The sequence below is a fragment of the Nocardia sp. NPDC052254 genome (assembly GCF_040679495.1).
Lineage (GTDB): Bacteria > Actinomycetota > Actinomycetes > Mycobacteriales > Mycobacteriaceae > Nocardia.
Window position 1 is genome coordinate 44596 of record NZ_JBFAUW010000001.1, and the last position, 18448, is coordinate 63043.

The 18448-nt window shown below is 68.8% G+C and carries 15 protein-coding genes, 1 pseudogene and 1 riboswitch; of the genes and pseudogenes, 2 read left to right on the forward strand and 14 right to left on the reverse strand.

The window, feature by feature from the left end; translation table 11 throughout:
* The 3 genes from AB0L57_RS00225 to AB0L57_RS00235 all read right to left on the reverse strand — a co-directional run bounded on the left by AB0L57_RS00225 (position 1) and on the right by AB0L57_RS00235 (position 2906).
* Positions 1–1224, reverse strand: coding sequence for an acyl-CoA dehydrogenase family protein (locus tag AB0L57_RS00225; protein ID WP_364954630.1), 1224 nt, complete (start codon positions 1222–1224; stop codon positions 1–3).
* A 37-nt stretch (positions 1225–1261) separates the two neighbouring features.
* The gene (locus tag AB0L57_RS00230) at positions 1262–2080 is read right to left on the reverse strand and encodes an SDR family oxidoreductase (RefSeq protein WP_364954633.1); all 819 of its coding nucleotides are present in this window, start codon (positions 2078–2080) and stop codon (positions 1262–1264) included.
* A 139-nt stretch (positions 2081–2219) separates the two neighbouring features.
* On the reverse strand, positions 2220–2906 hold the full coding sequence (locus AB0L57_RS00235; RefSeq protein WP_364954636.1) for a TetR/AcrR family transcriptional regulator: 687 nt from the start codon (positions 2904–2906) through the stop codon (positions 2220–2222).
* A 135-nt stretch (positions 2907–3041) separates the two neighbouring features.
* On the opposite strand from AB0L57_RS00235, the gene AB0L57_RS00240 reads away from it, so the two are divergent.
* On the forward strand, positions 3042–4946 hold the full coding sequence (locus AB0L57_RS00240; RefSeq protein WP_364954639.1) for a VWA domain-containing protein: 1905 nt from the start codon (positions 3042–3044) through the stop codon (positions 4944–4946).
* Positions 4947–4967: 21 nt separating this feature from the next.
* Here the strand turns inward: AB0L57_RS00240 and AB0L57_RS00245 are convergent, their stop codons facing one another.
* From AB0L57_RS00245 to AB0L57_RS00265, 5 genes are all read right to left on the reverse strand, one after another.
* Positions 4968–5975 carry a polyprenyl synthetase family protein gene (locus AB0L57_RS00245; RefSeq protein ID WP_364954642.1) on the reverse strand — a complete coding sequence of 336 codons (1008 nt, stop codon included), beginning with the start codon at positions 5973–5975 and terminating at the stop codon, positions 4968–4970.
* 279 nt (positions 5976–6254) lie between these two features.
* Positions 6255–6851, reverse strand: coding sequence for a TetR/AcrR family transcriptional regulator (locus AB0L57_RS00250; protein WP_364954645.1), 597 nt, complete (start codon positions 6849–6851; stop codon positions 6255–6257).
* Between the two features lie 18 nt (positions 6852–6869).
* Entirely contained in the window at positions 6870–8003 is a 1134-nt protein-coding gene (locus tag AB0L57_RS00255; protein WP_364954648.1) for an LLM class flavin-dependent oxidoreductase, read from the reverse strand.
* Positions 8000–9364, reverse strand: coding sequence for an NtaA/DmoA family FMN-dependent monooxygenase (locus AB0L57_RS00260; protein WP_364954651.1), 1365 nt, complete (start codon positions 9362–9364; stop codon positions 8000–8002). Before AB0L57_RS00260 ends, AB0L57_RS00255 begins: the two co-directional genes overlap by 4 nt.
* Before the next feature lie 2 nt (positions 9365–9366).
* The gene (locus tag AB0L57_RS00265) at positions 9367–10452 is read right to left on the reverse strand and encodes an LLM class flavin-dependent oxidoreductase (RefSeq protein WP_364954653.1); all 1086 of its coding nucleotides are present in this window, start codon (positions 10450–10452) and stop codon (positions 9367–9369) included.
* 273 nt (positions 10453–10725) lie between these two features.
* Between AB0L57_RS00265 and AB0L57_RS00270 the strand changes: the two genes are divergently transcribed.
* Positions 10726–11796 (forward strand): ABC transporter permease, encoded by a 1071-nt coding sequence (locus AB0L57_RS00270; protein ID WP_364954655.1) that lies wholly within the window; start codon positions 10726–10728, stop codon positions 11794–11796.
* A 15-nt stretch (positions 11797–11811) separates the two neighbouring features.
* Here AB0L57_RS00270 and AB0L57_RS00275 read toward each other — a convergent pair whose 3' ends face one another.
* From AB0L57_RS00275 to AB0L57_RS00300, 6 genes and pseudogenes are all read right to left on the reverse strand, one after another.
* Complete coding sequence (locus AB0L57_RS00275; protein WP_364954658.1) at positions 11812–13428, reverse strand: ABC transporter ATP-binding protein; 1617 nt, start codon at positions 13426–13428, stop codon at positions 11812–11814.
* Positions 13418–14284, reverse strand: a complete 867-nt coding sequence (locus AB0L57_RS00280) for an ABC transporter permease (protein ID WP_364954660.1) — start codon at positions 14282–14284, stop codon at positions 13418–13420. Before AB0L57_RS00280 ends, AB0L57_RS00275 begins: the two co-directional genes overlap by 11 nt.
* Complete coding sequence (locus AB0L57_RS00285; RefSeq protein ID WP_364957193.1) at positions 14277–15233, reverse strand: ABC transporter permease; 957 nt, start codon at positions 15231–15233, stop codon at positions 14277–14279. The genes AB0L57_RS00280 and AB0L57_RS00285 overlap by 8 nt, the downstream gene beginning before the upstream one ends.
* Positions 15234–15238: 5 nt before the next feature.
* On the reverse strand, positions 15239–16843 hold the full coding sequence (locus AB0L57_RS00290) for an ABC transporter substrate-binding protein (RefSeq protein WP_364954663.1): 1605 nt from the start codon (positions 16841–16843) through the stop codon (positions 15239–15241).
* Positions 16844–17107: 264 nt separating this feature from the next.
* Positions 17108–17512, reverse strand: a pseudogene (locus AB0L57_RS00295) (GNAT family N-acetyltransferase); the annotation flags it as partial.
* A 7-nt stretch (positions 17513–17519) separates the two neighbouring features.
* Positions 17520–17609: riboswitch (SAM riboswitch) on the reverse strand.
* 88 nt (positions 17610–17697) lie between these two features.
* Complete coding sequence (locus AB0L57_RS00300; protein WP_364954666.1) at positions 17698–18384, reverse strand: rhomboid-like protein; 687 nt, start codon at positions 18382–18384, stop codon at positions 17698–17700.
* Positions 18385–18448 lie beyond the last annotated feature (64 nt).

The window sequence follows — 18448 nt, forward strand, 5'->3', positions numbered from 1 at the left end:
TCAGTTGCCCGCCTTGACTTCTCGGTATTTGCGCAGTTCCTGGCGGGCGATGGTGCGCTTGTGCACCTCGTCGGGGCCGTCGGCCAGCCGCAGGGTGCGCAGATGAGCCCACGCCATCGCCAGCGGGAAGTCGTCGGTCACACCGGCGCCGCCGTGGACCTGAATGGCCCGGTCGACGATCGTCAACGCGATCTGTGGCGCGGCCACCTTGATGGCCGCGATCTCGGTGCGGGCCTCCTTGTTGCCGACGGTGTCCATCAGATATGCGGTCTTGAGCGTCAGCAGCCGGATCATCTCGATATCGATGCGGGCCTCGGCGATCCAGTCCTGGATGTTGGCGTTCGCGGCGATGGGCTTACCGAAGGTGATGCGGGTACTCGCGCGGCGGCACAGCAATTCCAGTGCGCGCTCGGCCATTCCGATCGCGCGCATACAGTGGTGGATGCGGCCGGGTCCCAGACGCGCCTGACTGATGGCGAATCCCTCGCCCTCACCCGCGAGCACATCGGTGACCGGCACCCGGACATTGTCGAAGTCGATCTCGGCGTGGCCTTCCCGGTCCTGATAGCCGAATACCGGCAGCCCACGCATGACGGTGACACCCGGTGCGTCGATCGGCACGACCATCATCGACTGCTGCCGATGCGGAGCGGCGTCGGGATCGGTCTTGCCCATGACGATGAGCACCGTGCAGTGCGGGTGCAGGGCGTTGGAGGCGAACCACTTGCGGCCGTTGAGAACATACTCGTCGCCGTCGCGGACCATCGACAGCTCGACATTGGTGGCATCGGAGCTGGCGACGGCGGGCTCGGTCATCGCGAAAGCCGAGCGGATGGTGCCGGCCAGCAGTGGCTTCAGGTATTTCTCGTGGTGCTCTTCGGTTCCGAAGAGGGTGAACACCTCCATATTTCCGGTGTCGGGCGCGTTGCAATTGCAGACCTCCGGCGCCAGATGGCTGCGGCCCATGATCTCGGCCAGCGGTGCGTATTCGAGATTGGTCAATCCCGGCCCCCACTCGGGATGTGGATGGAACAGATTCCACAGTCCGCGCCGCTGCGCCTCGGCCTTGAGTTCCTCGAGAATCGGCGGCTGGAAATGCGGATCACCGGCGGCGCGCATCTGTTCGTCGTAGACGGCCTCGGCCGGATAGATGTGCGAGTCCATGAACTCCAGCAGCCGGGTGCGATAGTCCTCGGCCCGCTCGGATATGTCGAACATCGACATGTGATCTCCTGGTCGTCGTGAAAGCTGTTGTCGGGATTCAGTTCTCGTCGAGCAAGCTGCGCTGGTAGCGGCGCATTCCGCCCAGCCACCGGTCGTAGTCCGAACCCTTGCGCCGATACATCTCGAGCACGCCGGGATGCGGCAGGATCAAGAACTGCTCGGCCTCGACCGCCGCCAGTACCACCTCGGCGACCTGTGCGGGTGTGAGGACTTCTCCCGCGGCCGTGACCGCACGGGTGGAGACCTCGCCGAGCGCGTCGCCGGAGTCGCGACCGGCGTAGAGCAGGGGAGTCTCGACCCCCATCGGGCACAGGCAGCTGACCCGGATCCCCTGGTCGCCGTAGGTGACCGAGAGCCATTCGGCGAATCCCACCGCGGCGTGCTTGGTGACCGAATAGGTCGCCGATCCGATCTGGGTGAGCAGTCCGGCCGCCGACGCCGTGCTGACGAAGTAGCCCGCGCCACGTTCGAGCCAGCCGGGGACGAGTTGCTTCGCCGCCCGGATGTGCGCGCGCACGTTCACATCGAAGGATCGGTCCCAATCCGCTTCGGCGACATCGAGTCCCACCGCACCGGCGATACCGGCGTTGGCGAAGTACAGATCGACCGGCCCGAAGGATTGTTCGGCGGTGGCGATGAGCCCGGCGATGGCGTCCGGGTCGGCGACGTCGGCGCCGACCCCGACACACGCACCCGGCTGGGTCGCGGCCACTTCGCCGGCGACAGCCTTCGCCGCATCACCGTCGATATCGGCCACCAGCACCTGGGCTCCGGCGGCGGCGAGCCGGGCAGCGATCGCGCTGCCGATCCCGCCTGCACCGCCGGTCACGATGGCTACCTTCTGCGCAACCTGCACTGGCGTACCCCTGTTCGTCTGCGAGCTTTCGCTCACCGTAGTTGAGGTTGACGTCAAGTTCAATTCTGCTTGTGGTGAGCGCCGTACCTGGCTGTTGTAGCAGGTGCGGGTCCCGGCGGACGGGGAATCGGCGAGCGGTTCAGGATTTGGCGGGTATCCGCAGCGCGTTGACCCAGAGCTGGGTGGCGGTGTGGGTGAGCGCATCGATGTCGACCGGCCGGTCGACATCGTCGGCGGTGACGAAGTGGCCGAAGGCGAGCCGGCTGACCATGCCCGACAGTGCCCGCGAGGCGAGCACGGGATCCAGGCCGGTATCCGCGAGCCCGCGCCGCTGCAGTGATTCGATACTGCGCGCATTGCGGTCGATGAAGGCTTCGGCCCGGCGTTGTCGCAACACCCGGAATTCCGGGTCGATATTGGCGACCTGTTCCAGCAGGCCCATCAGCTTCGCATTGCGCTGATAGGCCTCGAAATAGGCGCGATTGCTCGCGGCCACGACCGCGGCCGGATCGTCGGCCTCGGGTACATGGGGCATACCGGGATGCAGCATGTCCTCCTGGGCGACCTCGAGGACCGCCGCGAAGATCTCCTCCTTGCTGGAGAAATAGGTGTAGAAGGTGCCGGAGGAGCAATTCGCCGCGGTGGTGATGTCGACCAGACGGGTGTCGAGATAGCCGCTGGTCTCGAAAACCCGGCGCGCCGCGGTGATCAATGCCGCGCGGGTACGCAGGCCGCGCTCGGTGCTCGGTAATTCCCGCAGCAGGGAAGTCCGCGCCATCGACGGCGCCGTAGCGTCGGCGGCGATGTCATCAGCAGACTTTCCCATGCAGCAGTTATAACTCACCACCGCTGGCGCGATCGACGCCGAGTCGTCGAAATCCTTTCTGGTCGACAAAAGCCCGGTTTGTCGTGAAGTTGTGATCTGATGGCTGATCTTGGTGGATCACCGGAGTTGGAGAGAATGTCCAGATTGCACAAGTTGTTGACCATCGCCGTCACGGCGGTGGCCGTCTCGCTGGTGGCGGTGCCGGTACAGGCCCAGGAACAGAAGCCGGAATACGCGCCCACCATGCTGGTACTGGACGCGTCCGGGTCGATGCAGGCCGCCGACCCCGGCGGCGGGACCAAGATGGACGCGGCCAAGGCCGCGGTGCACAGTTTCGTCGACGCCGCTCCGGCCGAGTCGAAGGTCGGCCTGACGGTCTACGGCACCGGTACGGGATCCTCCGACGCGGAGAAGGCCACCGGCTGCAAGGACGTGCAGACGCTGCGCAAGGCCGACATCATCGACCGCGGCGCGCTGAACACCGCCGTCGATGGCATCCGGGCCAGCGGCTACACCCCGATCGGCACCTCGTTGCGCACCGCCGCGCAATCTCTGCCCGAGTCCGGCCCCCGCTCGATCGTGCTGGTCTCCGATGGTGAGGACACCTGTGCGCCACCGGATCCCTGTGAGGTGGCCCAGGAGCTCAACAGCAAGGGCGCGAAAATCGTCGTCCACGCCATCGGATTCGGTGTCGACGAGGCCTCGCGCCGGCAGCTGACCTGTATCGCGCAGAAGACCGGCGGCACCTACACCGATGCCGTCGACGGCAAGTCGCTGGGGCGCATTCTGCCCCGGGTCAGTCAGGCCGCACTACGCAGCTACAAGCCACTCGGCACGCCGATCGCCGGTACCGCGGGCTATCGCGACGCCCCGGTCGCCACGCCCGGCCAGTACCTGGACACCATCGGTCAGCACGACACGAAGTACTACGCGATCGATGTGCCACAGGGCGCCATGGCGTATTTCAGCGCCACGATGGCCTTCCCGCACGTTCGACGAGAACAGCTCGACAACGACAACAGTGTGCTGTATCTGCGGGTGTACGGCGCGGATGGCCAGGACTGCAACGTATTCGAGTTCGAGCAGGTGGTGAACACCAGCGACGGTGTGGCCCTGACCGTCACCAAAGCCTGGGACGGAGCGACACAGAAGAAGTCGGGCAACAACACGAGCTCCGACAACTGCCGTGGCGGTGGCCGCTACTATTTCGCACCCGAATGGCACGGTGTCGCCGACCACATGCCACAGCAGCTGCCGATGGAGTTGCTGTTCGGCATCGAATCCGCGGCCACCGATCCGGGCCCGGCGTCATCGACGACCGCGGCGCAGTTCACCCGGCCGAGCGGCGATCCCGTACCGGTCGCGGGCGGCGGATCGTTCAATGCCGCGACGACGTTGAACGGTTCGGGCAGCTACTCCGACACCTTGCAGCGCGGTGAGTTCGTGTTCTACCGCGTCAAATTGGGCTGGGGGCAGAGCCTGGCGTATCGGGTGGACCTGGCCGCGGCCGGCGGGCAGGGACTCGATGGGGTCTCGACGACCACGACCACACTGTACTCACCGATCCGCGAGGAGATCGATCACGACTTCACCAGCTACAACGGTGAAGCGAACTCGATGCCCGCGAACGATCCCGCGCTGGCGACCGTGCCGGTGCGTTACCGCAACCGTGACACCGGGTTCGGCGATGCCAAGCGGGAGGGCCTCGACGGCTGGTACTACATCGCGGTCTCGCTGGGCCCCTCGCACACCGAGGGTGCCGGTGGGCCCGTGCCGATTCGCCTGGACCTGACCGTCGACGGCACCCCCGAGCCGGGGCCGGTCTACGAAACGTCCATGGCCGACGGCATATTCGGCGAGAACGCCACCCCGGCACCGCCGGTGACCGGGCCCGGGACGACGGTGGCCGACGTCGAGGACGGTGTCGACGACGGGGTGTCCGGGACGCTCGTCGTCCTGGTGATCGCCGGTGTGATCGTCCTGATCGCACTGCTGGTCGGCGCGGTATTGCTGGGACGGCGGACGGCCCGCCGGAAGTAACCGCTCCCGGCGACCTCACCGTCACCGATTACGTTGCACCACAACGTGTGCGAGGGTGGTGAGGTCGCCGGAAGCCAAGCCCGCGGGCAGGCTCGTGAGCGCTGCCCGCAGGGCTTGATCGGCTCGCTGCTGGGTCCGGTCACGCCCGCCGGCGGCGGCGACCAGTTCCGCGGCGCGGACGGCATCGGCTTCCGGCATCGGCTCCGGATCACGGTACATCCGGGCCAGTTCCGCACCCTCCGGCGTTCCCGAGCTCAGGGCACACACGATCGGGAAGGAACGCTTGTGCGCCCGCAGATCGCTGTACCGGGGTTTACCGGTGACCACCGGATCGCCCCAGATGTCGATGGCGTCGTCGACGAGCTGGAACGCCAGCCCCAGATTGCGGCCGAAGGTGTTCAGCGCGGCCACGGTCCGGGAATCGGCGCCGGCACACAGCCCGCCCAGCGCGCACGAACATCCCAGCAGCACAGCCGTTTTGCCCGCGGCCATCGACAGGTAGTCCTCGACGCTCACATCGGGCCGGGTCTCGAAATCGCAGTCCTGATACTGACCGTGGCACAGAGTCGCGGTGGTGCGTGCCAGCCGGATGATCGCCGCGGCGCCGGCATGTTCGGGGACCCCGCCGTCGGACAGTACGGCGAAGGCCAACGCCTGCAGAGCATCTCCCAGCAGAGTCGCATTCGTCGGACCCCAGACCCGCCATACCGTGGGCCGTCCGTGGCGCAGCGGATCGGCGTCCATCACGTCGTCGTGCACCAGCGAGAAGTTGTGCAGCAGTTCCACCGCCGCGCCGGCGTGCACGGTGTCGGCCACCGATCCGGCACAGGCGGCCGCGGCCGCCAGGGTGAGGGCGGGGCGCAGGCCCTTGCCGTGCGCACCGGCCTGCGGATTCCCCTCGGCGTCACACCAGCCGAAGTGATATCCGGCCATCCGGTCGAGGGGGTGGCCCAAGGTGGCCACCGCCGCGCGCAGCACCGGAGTGATCGCGGTGCGGGCGTCGGCGAGAAGTTCGCCGGCATCGCGCATCCCCGCGACGGTCTCGGCCGTGGGCCGCCCCCCGCGGACGCCATCGTGTGCCAGCCCACCGACCCGGCGTTCACTCGCGGGAACGTGGTGTGTCGGTGGATGACTGGTGGGTTTGGGTGATCGCATGACGGGCCCCGCTCGCTCGTGCACCTCCGACGGCGGCGCCGTGCGGCGCCCTCGGCAATGCCTGAAACACTATCGTCGCATTCGCGGACCGCGGGCGGAGGCACCGCAACAGTCGCGTGTGGCCGTTTCCGGATGTCGCGGCCGCCGGAAACGTCAGTCCGCCGTCTCGCGCAAGGTGGCGATCCCGGTGTCGAGCGCGGCTTCCAGAAACCCGATATCGCCGGTGGCCAGCAGGATGCCGACGCCGCCCTGTATCCCGGCCAGCAGTGCTGCCGCGGCCCGGTGCGGGTCGACCTGCCCGGAAACACCCCCGTCCGCCTGCATGATTCGCACACCGCGCTCGATGTCGCCGTGCCACTGCCGCAGTAGCTCCGCGGTCACCCGCTGGGCGCCCGGGGTGGTGCGGCCGAGTTCCGACATCAGGACCGACAGCGGGCAGAACTGCCCCTGGTGCCGGTAGCGGTCGACCACCACATCGCGCCAGCGTTGCCAGGCCGCCCAGGAATCCAGCGCGCCGAGATGGGGTTGCTGATCGGCGAGCACCGCATCGGCTTCGTGCTGGGCCACCGCGAGCAGCAGCTGGTCCTTACCGTCGGGAAAGTAATGGAACAGTTGGCTTTTCGAGGTGCCGGTGCGTGCTCGGATGTCGTCGAGCGTGGTCACGGCGACACCGCGGGCACGGATCTCGGCGGCGGCACCCTCGATGATGCGCTGCCGGGTGGCCGCACCCTTGGCCGTCAATGGACTCACCGGTCCATAGTAGGTCGATCACGCCGCCTTCGAGCGTGGCAGACCCCACTCGGCGGCGAGCAGCCGGTGCGACCGCAGCCGATCCTCGTGTCGGTGCGTGACGCTGGTGACCACCAGTTCGTCGGCGCCGGTGAGCTCCTGCAGCGCCGACAGCCGTTCGGCCACCGTCGCCGGTGCGCCGACGAACTGGGTGGTCACCCGATCGTGCACGAGGCGCTGCTGCTGTTCGGTCAATGCCGGCGCGGTGTCGGGATCGAGGTATTGCGCCGCACCGGCGCCGCTGCGGATGCTGTAGACCCAGTGACCGTAGGTCGAGGCGAGATGGGCCGCGGTCGCGTCGTCGTCGGCGACGACGACATCCGCCGACACCACCACGTACGGCCGTTCGAGGTGCGCGCAGGGCCGGAACGCGGCGCGGTAGGCCGCCACGGTCTCGACAACGGTGCCCGGGGAGACGTGGTAGTTGGCCGCGAACGGCAGGCCCAGTCGTCCGGCGAGCTGGGCACTCTCGCCGCCCGAACTGCCGAACAGCCAGATCTCGACATCGGCGTCCTCACCGGGGACGGCGTGCAGCGCAACATCTTTCGAGCTGCGATAGTTCCCGTCGAGCAGATCCCGGATCTCCCGGACCTGCAGTCCATAATCCAGCGGTTGTGTACCCGGCAGCTGTAATGCCTCGAAAGTCGCTGCCAGCCGGGCGGTGTCGAGAAGCCGTCCCGCGGTGAACGGCGGGGGGATCACGACGCCGTCGCGGACGCGCGTGGGCCGGTCCGGTACCGGAGCCGGTGGTACCCCGGCCGAGCGCACCTCGGCGATGCGGTGTGCCGACCGGCCCAAGCCCAGATCGAGCCGGCCCGGATACAGCGCATCGATGGTGCCGAACGCCTCGACCACCGCCGCCGAGGTGTGATGGCCCACCTGGACGGCCGCCGAACCGACCCGGATGGTGTCGGTGGCCGCCGCGATCAGTGCGATCAGTGTGGCGGGTGCCGACGAGGCGACCGCGACGAAATGATGTTCGGCGACCCAGAATCGGCGATAGCCCCACGCCTCGGCATGCCGGGCCAGATCGATCGTATTGCGCAGCGCCTGCTGGGCGGTGGATCCGGTGCTGATGGGGGACAGGTCGAGTACCGACAGCGGCACGGTCATGACGCTCGCACTCCTTCGGTGCCGTGCTGGGGATGGCGCAATCCGAGATGATCGCGCAGGGTCGTGCCGTGATATCCGGTGCGGAAGCTGCCCCGATCCTGCAGTTCCGGCACCACCTTCGCCACGAATTCGTCCAGACCCGCGGGGGTCAGATGCGGAACCAGGACGAATCCGTCGGCCGCGTCGGACTGCACGTATCGGTCGATCTCCGCGGCGACCTGCGCGGGCGTCCCGACGAACTGCTGGCGCGCGGTCACCTCGATGATCAGCTCGCGGATACTGAGGTTCTCCGCCGCGGCCCGTTCCCGCCAGGACCGCGCGACCTCGGCCGGATCCTTGGCGTGCCGGACCCGGCCGCGGGTGATGGTCGCGTTGTCGACCGGGTCGACATCGGGCAGTGGGCCGTCGGGATCGTACGCGGAAAGGTCACGGCCCCAGACCTGTTCGAGGAAGGCGATCGCCGTCTGCGGACCGACCTGGCGCAATCGGATGTCGTGCGCGCGCTCCTGTGCGTCGGCGGCGCTGTCACCGAGTACGAACGTCGCGGCGGGCAGGATCTTCAGATCGTCGCGGCCGCGGCCGTACTTGGCGAGCCGGGACTTCACATCGATGTAGAAGGCCTGGCCGTCCCCGAGTTCGCCGTGGCGGCTGAAAATGGCGTCGGCCTTGGCGGCGGCGAATTCGCGGCCCTCCTCGGAATCACCGGCCTGGATCTGGACCGGATACCCCTGCGGGCTCACCGGCAGGCCGAATGTGCCGTGGATGTCGAACTGTGTTCCGCGATAGGCGAATCGAGACGCCGGTACGCCGAATACTCCGCGTTCACGGTCGACGACCGGCGTCTCGCCGGCGCGACTGTCCCAGATCGCGCGGGTCGCGTCGATCACCTCCGCAGCGCGCGCGTATCGCTGTGCGTGCTCGAGATATCCACCGCGGCGGAAGTTCTCGCCGGTGAACGCATCCGAGGAGGTGACGGCGTTCCAGGCCGCCCGGCCGCCGGAGAGGTGATCGAGAGTGGCGAACTGCCGGGCCAATTCGAAGGGCTCGTTGAATGTCGTGTTGATGGTGCCGGCCAGGCCCAGTCGGGTGGTCACACCGGCGAGGGCATTGAGCACCGTGAAGGTGTCCGGGCGGCCCACCACATCGAGATCGAAGATCTGCCCCCGGTGTTCGCGCAGGCGCAGTCCCTCGGCGAGGAAGAAGAAGTCGAACAGGCCGCGTTCGGCGGTCCGTGCGAGATGGACGAACGAATCGAACTCGATCTGGCTCCCCGATTCGGGAACGCTCCACACCGTGGTGTTGTTCACCCCCGGAAAGTGCGCGGCCAGATGAATCTGCTTGCGTACCTGAGATTTCGGCATGGTCATCCTCGGGGGAGTGCGTAACGGGCAGCCGGACGGGCCAGGCCGAGCCGGGCGCGCAGGGTGCGCGCGGGCCGGACCAGGGCTCGGGTGAAGGCGGGCAGCGCCAGCGGCCGCAGCACCAGCCCGTCGGCGGCACACTCGCGCTGGACGTCCTCGAGCAGCGCCCCCAGTCCGCCTGTCGTCCCGAGAAAGCGCACCGAAGCCGGTGCGGCCGACCTGTCCCAGGAGTCGAGTTCGCGGAGTTCGGCGTGGGCCTGCTCCTCGGTGGGCGCCAGATGCACGTCGACATCGAGCAGGATCCGCACCTCATCGGGAGTCCGGCCCGCCGCCGCGATCGCGGCGCGCAACCGGCTGCGCAGCGCCGCGGCCTCGGCGAGATCGGGCGCGGCGATCCGGATGAGGTCGGCGCGGTGCACGGCCAGGCGGGTACCGGCCGCCGATCCGGCCCGCACGACGACCGGGGGTAGTCCCTGCGGTGGCCGCGGTGTGATCGACGGGCCCTTGACCGAGAAGTGCTCACCGGTGAAGTCGATGTGGTGCAGCCGGTGCCGGTCGACGAACCGCCCGGTCGCCTGATCGCGGATCTCGGCGTCGTCGTCCCAGCTGTCCCACAGCCGCGTCACCACCTCGATCGCCTCGTTCGCCTCCCGCCACAGCGAGGTGTCGTCCTGTTCGCCCTTGCGCCCGAACAGTCCGGCCTGCTCGGCGCCCGGTGAGACGGCGACCTCCCAGCCGGCCCGGCCGAAGGTGGCGTAATCGAGCGATGCGATCGCCTTGGAGATGTGGAACGGCTCGGTGTGGGTGACGGTGGCCTGTGGGACCAAGCCGACGGTCCGGGTGGCCGCGGCCGCGCGGGCGGCGAGCGCGACGGCATCGAGCGGCCCGAACCCGCCCGCACCGTGCGAGCCGAAGGAGTCGGGCAGGAAGGCCAGATCGAATCCCGCCCGATCGACCGCCGTGATCGCGTCGAGCCAGTACTCGGCCGTGAACAGTTCCTCGGCCCGGGAATCGGTGCGCCGCCACGACGCCGGGTGCACACCGGTGCCGGACAATTCCACCCCGAGCAGAGGCGGGAACGACGACATGGGAGAGGTCCTTTCGATCGACACGAGACACAGGGGTCGACACTGGGCCACGGCGTGTACGGGACGAGATGTTCCGCGACGCGCTGGATGGGCAGGAGCCCAAACTATGGGAAATACCTTGCGGCGTCAGCACTCTCGATCGCGGTGAATTCTATTCTTGCCCGCGGCGGCCGGGCGGGATTGCGAGCGGCCGGTACGGCACCGGAATCGGCTGGTCACCGCGCCCGCGAGTGCTTCCCCGATTCGGCCGGGCGAGCTTCTAAGGTGACCCCCATGCCCGACAGCGACGAGCGGATCATTCCCGCCGGGACACCGGCGGACGCGGCGGGGTGGCACGATCGCTGGCGTCGGTTCCGCTCGTCCCCGTATCTGCCCGCGACGGTGCTCGTGTTCATCCTGGCGGTGGCGGCCGGACTGTTCGCCGGCTCCTACACCTACATCCTGGCCAATCCGACCCCGCACCGTATTCCCGTCGCGGTGGTCGACGGCGATGCCGCGGTACCGGCCGCGGGCCGGGGTTTTCTCGACGCGATGGACCGGGGCCTGAACGGCGCGCTGCACGCGGTCGGCTACGAGACACCGGCATCCGCGCGGGCCGCCGTCGAGGCTCAGCGGGTCTTCGCGATTCTGGACGTGCGTGACGCCACCCGGGTGACCGTGGACGTGTCGGGCGCGTCGGGGTCGTCGGTGGCCGAGGTGGTGACCGAGTCGGCGACGGCCGCCGGAGGCGAGGCGCGGATCCCGGTCGTGGTCACCGACATCAATCCGCTGCAGCCGGGCGATCCGCGCGGTCTGGCGATCTTCTACATCACCCTCGCCGCGGTGATCATCGGGTTCGTGGGAGCCATCCAGCTCACTGTGCACGCGCGGTCGCTGGGCCCGTGGGAGCGGATCGGATTCACGGTGGCCTATGCGCTGCTGGGCGGGTTCGCGATCGCGGCGGTGGTCGACTGGTGGCTGGGCGCGCTGTCGTTACCGTTCCCGCAGTCGTGGGCGATCCTCACATTCACGATGTTCACCTCCGGCATGATCTTCTCCATGTTCAGCGCGTTGTTCGGGCGCTGGGCGATGATCCCGACCTGGGGTGTGATGGTGCTGCTGGGCAACCCGTCCTCGGGAGGCGCGGTCTCGTGGCCGCTGCTGCCCTCGGTACTCGGCGCGATCGGGCGCTGGCTGCCGCCGGGTGCTTCGGTCAATGCCCAGCACACGGCGGTGTACTTCCGCGGGCATCAGCATGTGCTGCCGTATCTGGTGCTGGCGGGCTGGGCGCTGGTGGCGTGTGTGGTGTTCTGGATCTGGCGCGACCGGCACCCGGAGGGGCCCGACCCGCGCGACACCGAGTGACCGGCCGCCGGTACCTCACGCGGATCGTTCGACCGGGCCTCGGCCCGCCGCGGTGCCCGGTATCGCTGCCAGCAGCTCTCGGGTGTACTCGTGCCCAGGCTGCCCGAAAAGCGCTGCCGCGGAAGCAATTTCGACTATCCGGCCCTGCCGCATCACCGCCACCCGATCGGCGACCCGGCGAACCACGGCAAGATCGTGGGAGATGAACAGATAGCCCAGGCCGAGTTCGGTTTGCAGCCGGTCCAGCAGGGCCAGAATCCGAGCCTGCACCGCGACATCGAGCGCCGACACCGGCTCGTCGAGAACGAGTACCTGCGGCCGCAACGCCAGCGCGCGTGCGATCGCCACCCGCTGCCGTTGCCCGCCCGACAGCTCGGCCGGGCGCCGATCTGCCAACTCGCCGGCCAGCGCCACCCGGCTCAGCAACTCGCGGACCCGCTCCCGGCGCACGTCCCGGCCGACACCGTTGGCCTGCAGCGGTTCTCCGATGATCTTGGCAACGCTCAGCACCGGATTCAAGGAGGCATCCGGGTTCTGGTGGACGACCTGGACCCGTCGCCGGAACTCTCGCAGTCGCGCACCGCGCAGCCCCGCGACGTCGTATCCGTCGAATTCGATCGTGCCCGCGTCCGGGGCGGTGAGCCGGGCCAGCATGCGGGCGGTGGTGGTCTTACCCGAGCCGGATTCGCCGACCACGGCCAGTGTTTCGCCACGATCGAGATCCAGCGAAACACCGTCGACCGCGTCGGTGCGGACACCGCGCGCGATCCGGAAGCTCTTGCGCAGCCCGGTCGCGACCAGCAGTGGCCGGTCCGTCCGCGCTCGCGCGGGTCGCAGCGGGGTGGCGGCATCGGGTGCGGCGGCGAGCAGCTGTGCGGTGTAGTCGTGTCGCGGATCGGTGAGAACGGTTGCGGTGGTGCCGGTTTCGACAATTCGGCCGTGACGCAGCACCACGATCCGGTCGGCCCGTTCGGCGGCCACGGCGAGGTCGTGGGTGATCAGCAGGACCGCGGTGCCCAGCTGTGCCGTACGGGTGGCCAGATGGTCGAGAATGCGGCGCTGCACGGTGACGTCCAGGGCGCTGGTCGGCTCGTCGGCGATCACCAGGTCGGGGGCGCAGGCCAAGGCGATGGCGATCAGTACCCGCTGGCGCTGTCCGCCGGACAGGTCCTGCGGATACTGCCGGGCCCGCAGCTCCGGCCGGTCCAGCCCCGCCTCGGTGAGCAGGCGCAGAGTGGCCGATCGTGCGGAGCGGCGATCGGCCCGCCGATGGATTCGCAGCACCTCGGCCACCTGATCGCCGATGCGCCGCACCGGATTCAGTGAGGTACCGGGATCCTGCGGCACCAGCCCGATGCGCGCACCGCGAATCGCGCGCAGAGTGGGGCCGGATGCGGTGTCGAGCCGGTGGCCGTCGAAGTCGACGGCGCCCGCCGCGACCGTCGCCGACGCCGGCAGCAGACCGATGATCGCGTGCGCGAGAGTGGACTTGCCCGAACCGGATTCACCGACCAGGGCCACCGTCTCGCCACGCGCGATCTCGAGGCTCACCCCCGCGACGGCCGCGGTGCGCTCGTCCGCGCCGTAGCGCACCCGCAGATCCGTGACCCGCAGTAACATCTCACCGTTCATCGTTGCTCCCGATCGTCCGTCCGAGGCGTTGCGCGGCCAGCACCACCGCGACGATCACCAGACCCGGCAGGGTGGTCATCCACCAGGCGAGCACGAGATAGTCGCGGCCCTCCGAAATCAGCGAACCCCACTCGGGGCTGGGCGGTGCCGCACCGTAACCGAGAAAACTCAGCGACGAGATCGCCAGCACCGCCACACCGAATTCGACCGCCGCCAGCGCGACGACGGGCGGGTAGGCGGTGCGCAGGATGTGCCGCAGCACCACGGTGTGCCAGCGCACACCCGAGGCGAAAGCGGCCTCCACATAGGGCGCACGCCTGACCCGCAGCACTTCCGCGCGCATCACCCGGGCGAAGCGGGCGACCAGCGCCACGCCGACCGCGACCGCGACGTTGCGGGTGCCCGGCCCCAGTACCGTGATGAGCACCAGCGCCGACAGCAGCTCCGGAATGGCAAGCAGCACATCGACACCGCGCATCACCACCGTGTCCAGAATTCCGCCCGCGGTGCCGCACACGAGTCCGATCGCCGAGCCGACGACGAGTCCCAGCGCGACGGCGAGGACGGTCGCCGACAAGGTCGCGGTGGCACCGTGCACCATCCGGGTGTACATGTCGCGGCCCAGATTGTCGGTGCCGAACCAGTGCTGCGGGCTGGGCCCGCGGAACTTCTCGGCCGGGACCGTCGTCCGCGGGTCCGCGCCGGCGAAAAGTGAAGGGACGAAGGCCCATCCGAGAACGATCGCGATCACGACGATCGACAGCGCGGGGCCTGCGATGGCCCGCAGGCGCTTCGGCGACGCCGTCGTGCGCAGGGCGGCGCCGCCGAACCGCAGCAGGGGCGATGTCTCAGACATCCGCGCCCACCGTCACGCGGACGCCCGCGACGCGGGGGTCGAGCAGCGGATAGCTCAGATCGACCACCAGGTTCACCACCACGAACGCCAGCGCGGCGACCAGCACGATGCCCTGCACCACCGGAATGTCCTGGTGCAGTACCGCGTTCTGGGTGAGCCGCCCCAGTCCGGCACGCGAGAACACCGTCTCGACGACCACCGATCCCGCCAGGACGGTACCCACCCACATGCCCGCCACGGTGAACGCCGGTCCGGCCGCGGCGCGCAGCACATGGTGTCGTTGCACCCAGGCCCGCGAGGCGCCCTTGGCGAAGGCGACCTCGACGAACGGCTGGCGCCAGGTGGCGGCCAGACCGCTGTACAACACCTGTGCGATGACCGCGCCCACCGGAACGGCGAGGGTGACCGCGGGCAGGATCGTCGCGGGCAATCCGGTCCCGCCGAACGCGGGCACGAGCCGCAGCCGGAACGAGAACAACTGCAGCAGGAGAAGTCCCACCCAGAAGGTGGGCATCGCCGCGCCGATCGGCGGCAGCGCCGTCAGCAGATTCCGTAACCACGGCCGCCGGGTGTAGGACGCGGCCAGGGCCAGTGCGCCGCCGAGCACGATCGCCAGCAGCAGGGCGAGCCCGGCCAGCGCCAGCGTGGCGGGAATCGACTGTGCCAGTGCGCCCGTCACCGGTTGCCCGGTGTTCAGCGAGTGGCCGAGGTCGCCCCGCACGGCGTGGGTGAGCGCGGTCCAATACTGTTCCGGCACCGAGCGATCCAGCCCGTACCTGGCCTTCAACTCGGCGATCGCGGCCGGGTCGGGGACCGCGCCCGGATCCGCGTCGACGGCCATCTGTACCGGATCCGACGGCAGCAGGAACAGCACCGCGAAGGAGACGGTGAAGGCCGCCCACAGCACTCCGGCGGCCTGCAGGACGCGCACGATCACATACCGGGTCAGCGGATTCATCGGGTACTCAGCCAGGTGTCGTGGAACTGCAGCCGCGCCGAGGCCTCGAACCTCAGGTCGTGCACGGCGGCCGAGCGTCCGATCGCTTGCGACAGTTCGATGGTCGGCAGCCACAGCCCGTTGTCGATCACCGACCGCTGGGCCGCGGCGACGAGTGCGCCGCGCGCCGCCGGATCGGTGGTCGAGAGTTGGTCGGCGAGCGCTCGATCCAGTGCTGCGATGGGCTCGCGCTGGTTGAGATTCCGCTGGCCCCGGCCGAAGGTGGTGCGCAGGATGTCGCCGTCCGCGCGAGTGGTGTTGTAGTAGGTGGTGTCGAAATCTCCGGCATTCTGCCGCGCCGTGTATTCCCCCGCGGCCGCGAGTTCGAGCCGCAGATCCACCCCGATGGAGCGTAGTTGCTGCTGGACCAGTTCGAGCGTTGCCCGATTGGCGGCGAACGCGGTGCTGAACAGCACGCCGAACGACAGTCGACGCCCGTCCTTCACGCGGATACCGTCGCCGCCGGGCGCCCATCCGGCGTTGTCGAGGAGGTGGCGGGCCTGCTCCGGGTCGTAGCCGATCGAGTTCGAAAGATCCACGTATCCGGGCGTTTTCGAGGCGAGTGCTCCGGTCGCCGGCAGGAACTGTGGTCCCAGGACCGTATCCACCAGCTGTGTGCGGTCGATTCCGTGCAACAGGGCTTGGCGCACCGCGGCGTCCGACAGCGGTGCCCGGCTCAGATTCGGCTGCAGTCCGAACGGGACGCCCGGATTCGAGGCGAACTGCACCTCGGCGCCGGTCGCCTCGAGCTGCGGAACATCCTGTGGCAGTGCGTCACTGACGGCATCGAGCTGATTCGACGACAGGCTTCCGGTACGTACGCCGGCCTCGGGAACCACCGTGAATTCGATGCGATCCAGATACGCCTCACCAGGGTGTGCGAAGACCGCCGAACCCCATCGGTAACCGGGACGTCTGGCCAGGGTCGCGGAGATGTCCTGCCGGTATCCCGCGTAGACGAACGGGCCGCTGCCGATATCGTCGCCGAGGCAGCGCTGTTCGGCCGGTTTCGCCGTGGTGACATCGGCGAGAATGCCCAGCTGTGGCGTCGAGGACGCCTGCAGGAATTGGGCATTCGGCGCGTCGAAGCGAATGTCGGCGGTGAGGGGATCGATCACCGTGGTGCCCGCGTAGCCGGCCAGATAACTGGCCCCCAGCGGCGCTTTCGCCGTGGTGAGGGTGTGGGCGATGGCGTCGAAGTTCTTCTGCACGGAGGTGGCGGTCAGCGGCGTGCCGTCGCTGAAGGTGACATCCGGCCGTAGATGGAATGTGAAGCTCTTCGCGTCCGGGCTCACCTGCCAGCTGGTGGCCAGCCACGGTGTGATCTCGCCGGTCGCCGGGTTCTGATCGGTGAGCGAGTCCACGATCTGCCGAGTCACGTAGAGGGTCTGGTTGGTGCCGGCCTGGGCCGGGTCCGAGCAGGTCGGAGCCTGGGACAGTCCGTAACGCAGGGTGCCTCCCGGCTGCGGTGGACCGGCATCGCCACCGCCGGAGGCGGGTGTGCAGGCGGCGATCGCCAGCGTCGCGGTGACCGCGCTCGCCAGCGAGAGGATTCGTTTCATTCGGTGACTCCGAGAGGATCGATACGGCGGGCGGCCGGCGCCGCGACCCGGGCCGGTGGGTCGGCGTCGGCAGCAGGAATTTCAGGCGGGAACGGGCCCGCTGGGTATCGGCCGATACCGCAATCCGGAACGGGCCGGGCCGTACCCACCGTCGCGCCCGAACCGGCTGCGGCGCAGCGGTATTGCGGCCGAGCGTGTCGGGTACTTCTCGAACGCGTGCACGAGCGGTCCGGACGGCGACGACACCGCCGGCTCGAGGGCGGTGTATCCGGCGCGGCGGGACAGGGCGACCGCTTCCGGTTGCCGTGGGCCGGTGGTGAGGAGGATCCGGCGATAGCCGCGGCGCAGCGCCTCGGCCTCGAGTTCGGCGAGGACGAGACTCGCCAGCCCGCGGCGGCGGTGTTCGGGCGCGGTCCAGATGCGCTCGAGCTCGGCGGTCCGTTCGTCGTGGCGTCGGAACGCCCCGCCCGCGACGGGTTCGCCGTCCTCGACGACCACCAGCAGATCACCGTGCGGGGCCGCGAAATCGGCGGCCGGGTGGTTCACCAGATCCGCGTGCACCGCACCGGCGCTGCCGCCGTAGCGGCCGCTGTATTCGATGGCCAGTCCGGCGAGCAGCGGCGCGACCATCGGATCGTTCCGGTGGACGTGAAAAACGGTGCGTACCATGATATTTCCTCCATCGGTCCCGGCGGTAGCACCCACACCCCGCAGGGGGTTGCTGCGACGTCGGCGAGCCGGGTCTCTCGATCGCTCTGGATGGGCGGAATGTCACGCTAGGCGAATCTCGATGCGCGGTCAGCACTCTGGATCGGGCTGAATCCAATCCTTGTCGCGGACATCGCGCGGCGATGTCATGACCGATGTCGCACGGATCCGGCGATCGCGCGCAACGCGGCCACCGGATCCCATGGCCCCGGCCGACCTCGGGTCAGTGGATAGCAGGCGAACCCGAGCGTCATCGCGCTGAAATGGCCGATGTCGGTGAAGGTTCGGTTCGAGAACACCGGAATCGCGTAGAAGACGATCACCCCGACGAGATAGAGGTAGCGCCACGGCGACGCGATCCGGTACACCAGCACCGCCACCACACCCGCGAGGGCATAACTCACCCCGTAATCGAGAGTGTTCACCGCCGATGGCGGTGCGTACCCGTGACGGATGGCCCAGTAGAGCACGCCTTCGCTGATGTAGGTCGCGCCCACATGGGCGATCACCAGCACGATCAGCCAGCGCAGCGTTCCCAGCCAGCGCTCGGCCTGAGCGTGGAAGATGCTGTAGGTGACCGCGTACCCGAGCCAGCCGCCGCCCGCGAGCCAGAAGGCGCTGGTGACCAGCACCCGGAACGGATCCTCTCGCAGGTGGTGCAGATTGGTCGACCGGTTGCCGAGCAGGATCTGCGCGTCCTGCGGCGACAGGTGCCGCACCACCACGGTGGACACCAGCAGGATGGCCAGCCAGATGTAGGTCCCCGGCGCACTGCGCACATAGCGTCCGACCGTGACCGGCACGCTTTTCCATCGCAGGCCTGTTCTCGACATCGGATACCTTCCTGGCGATCCGCGGTTCACCCCAACTGTCGGCCGTCGCCGCGATCCCGGAATC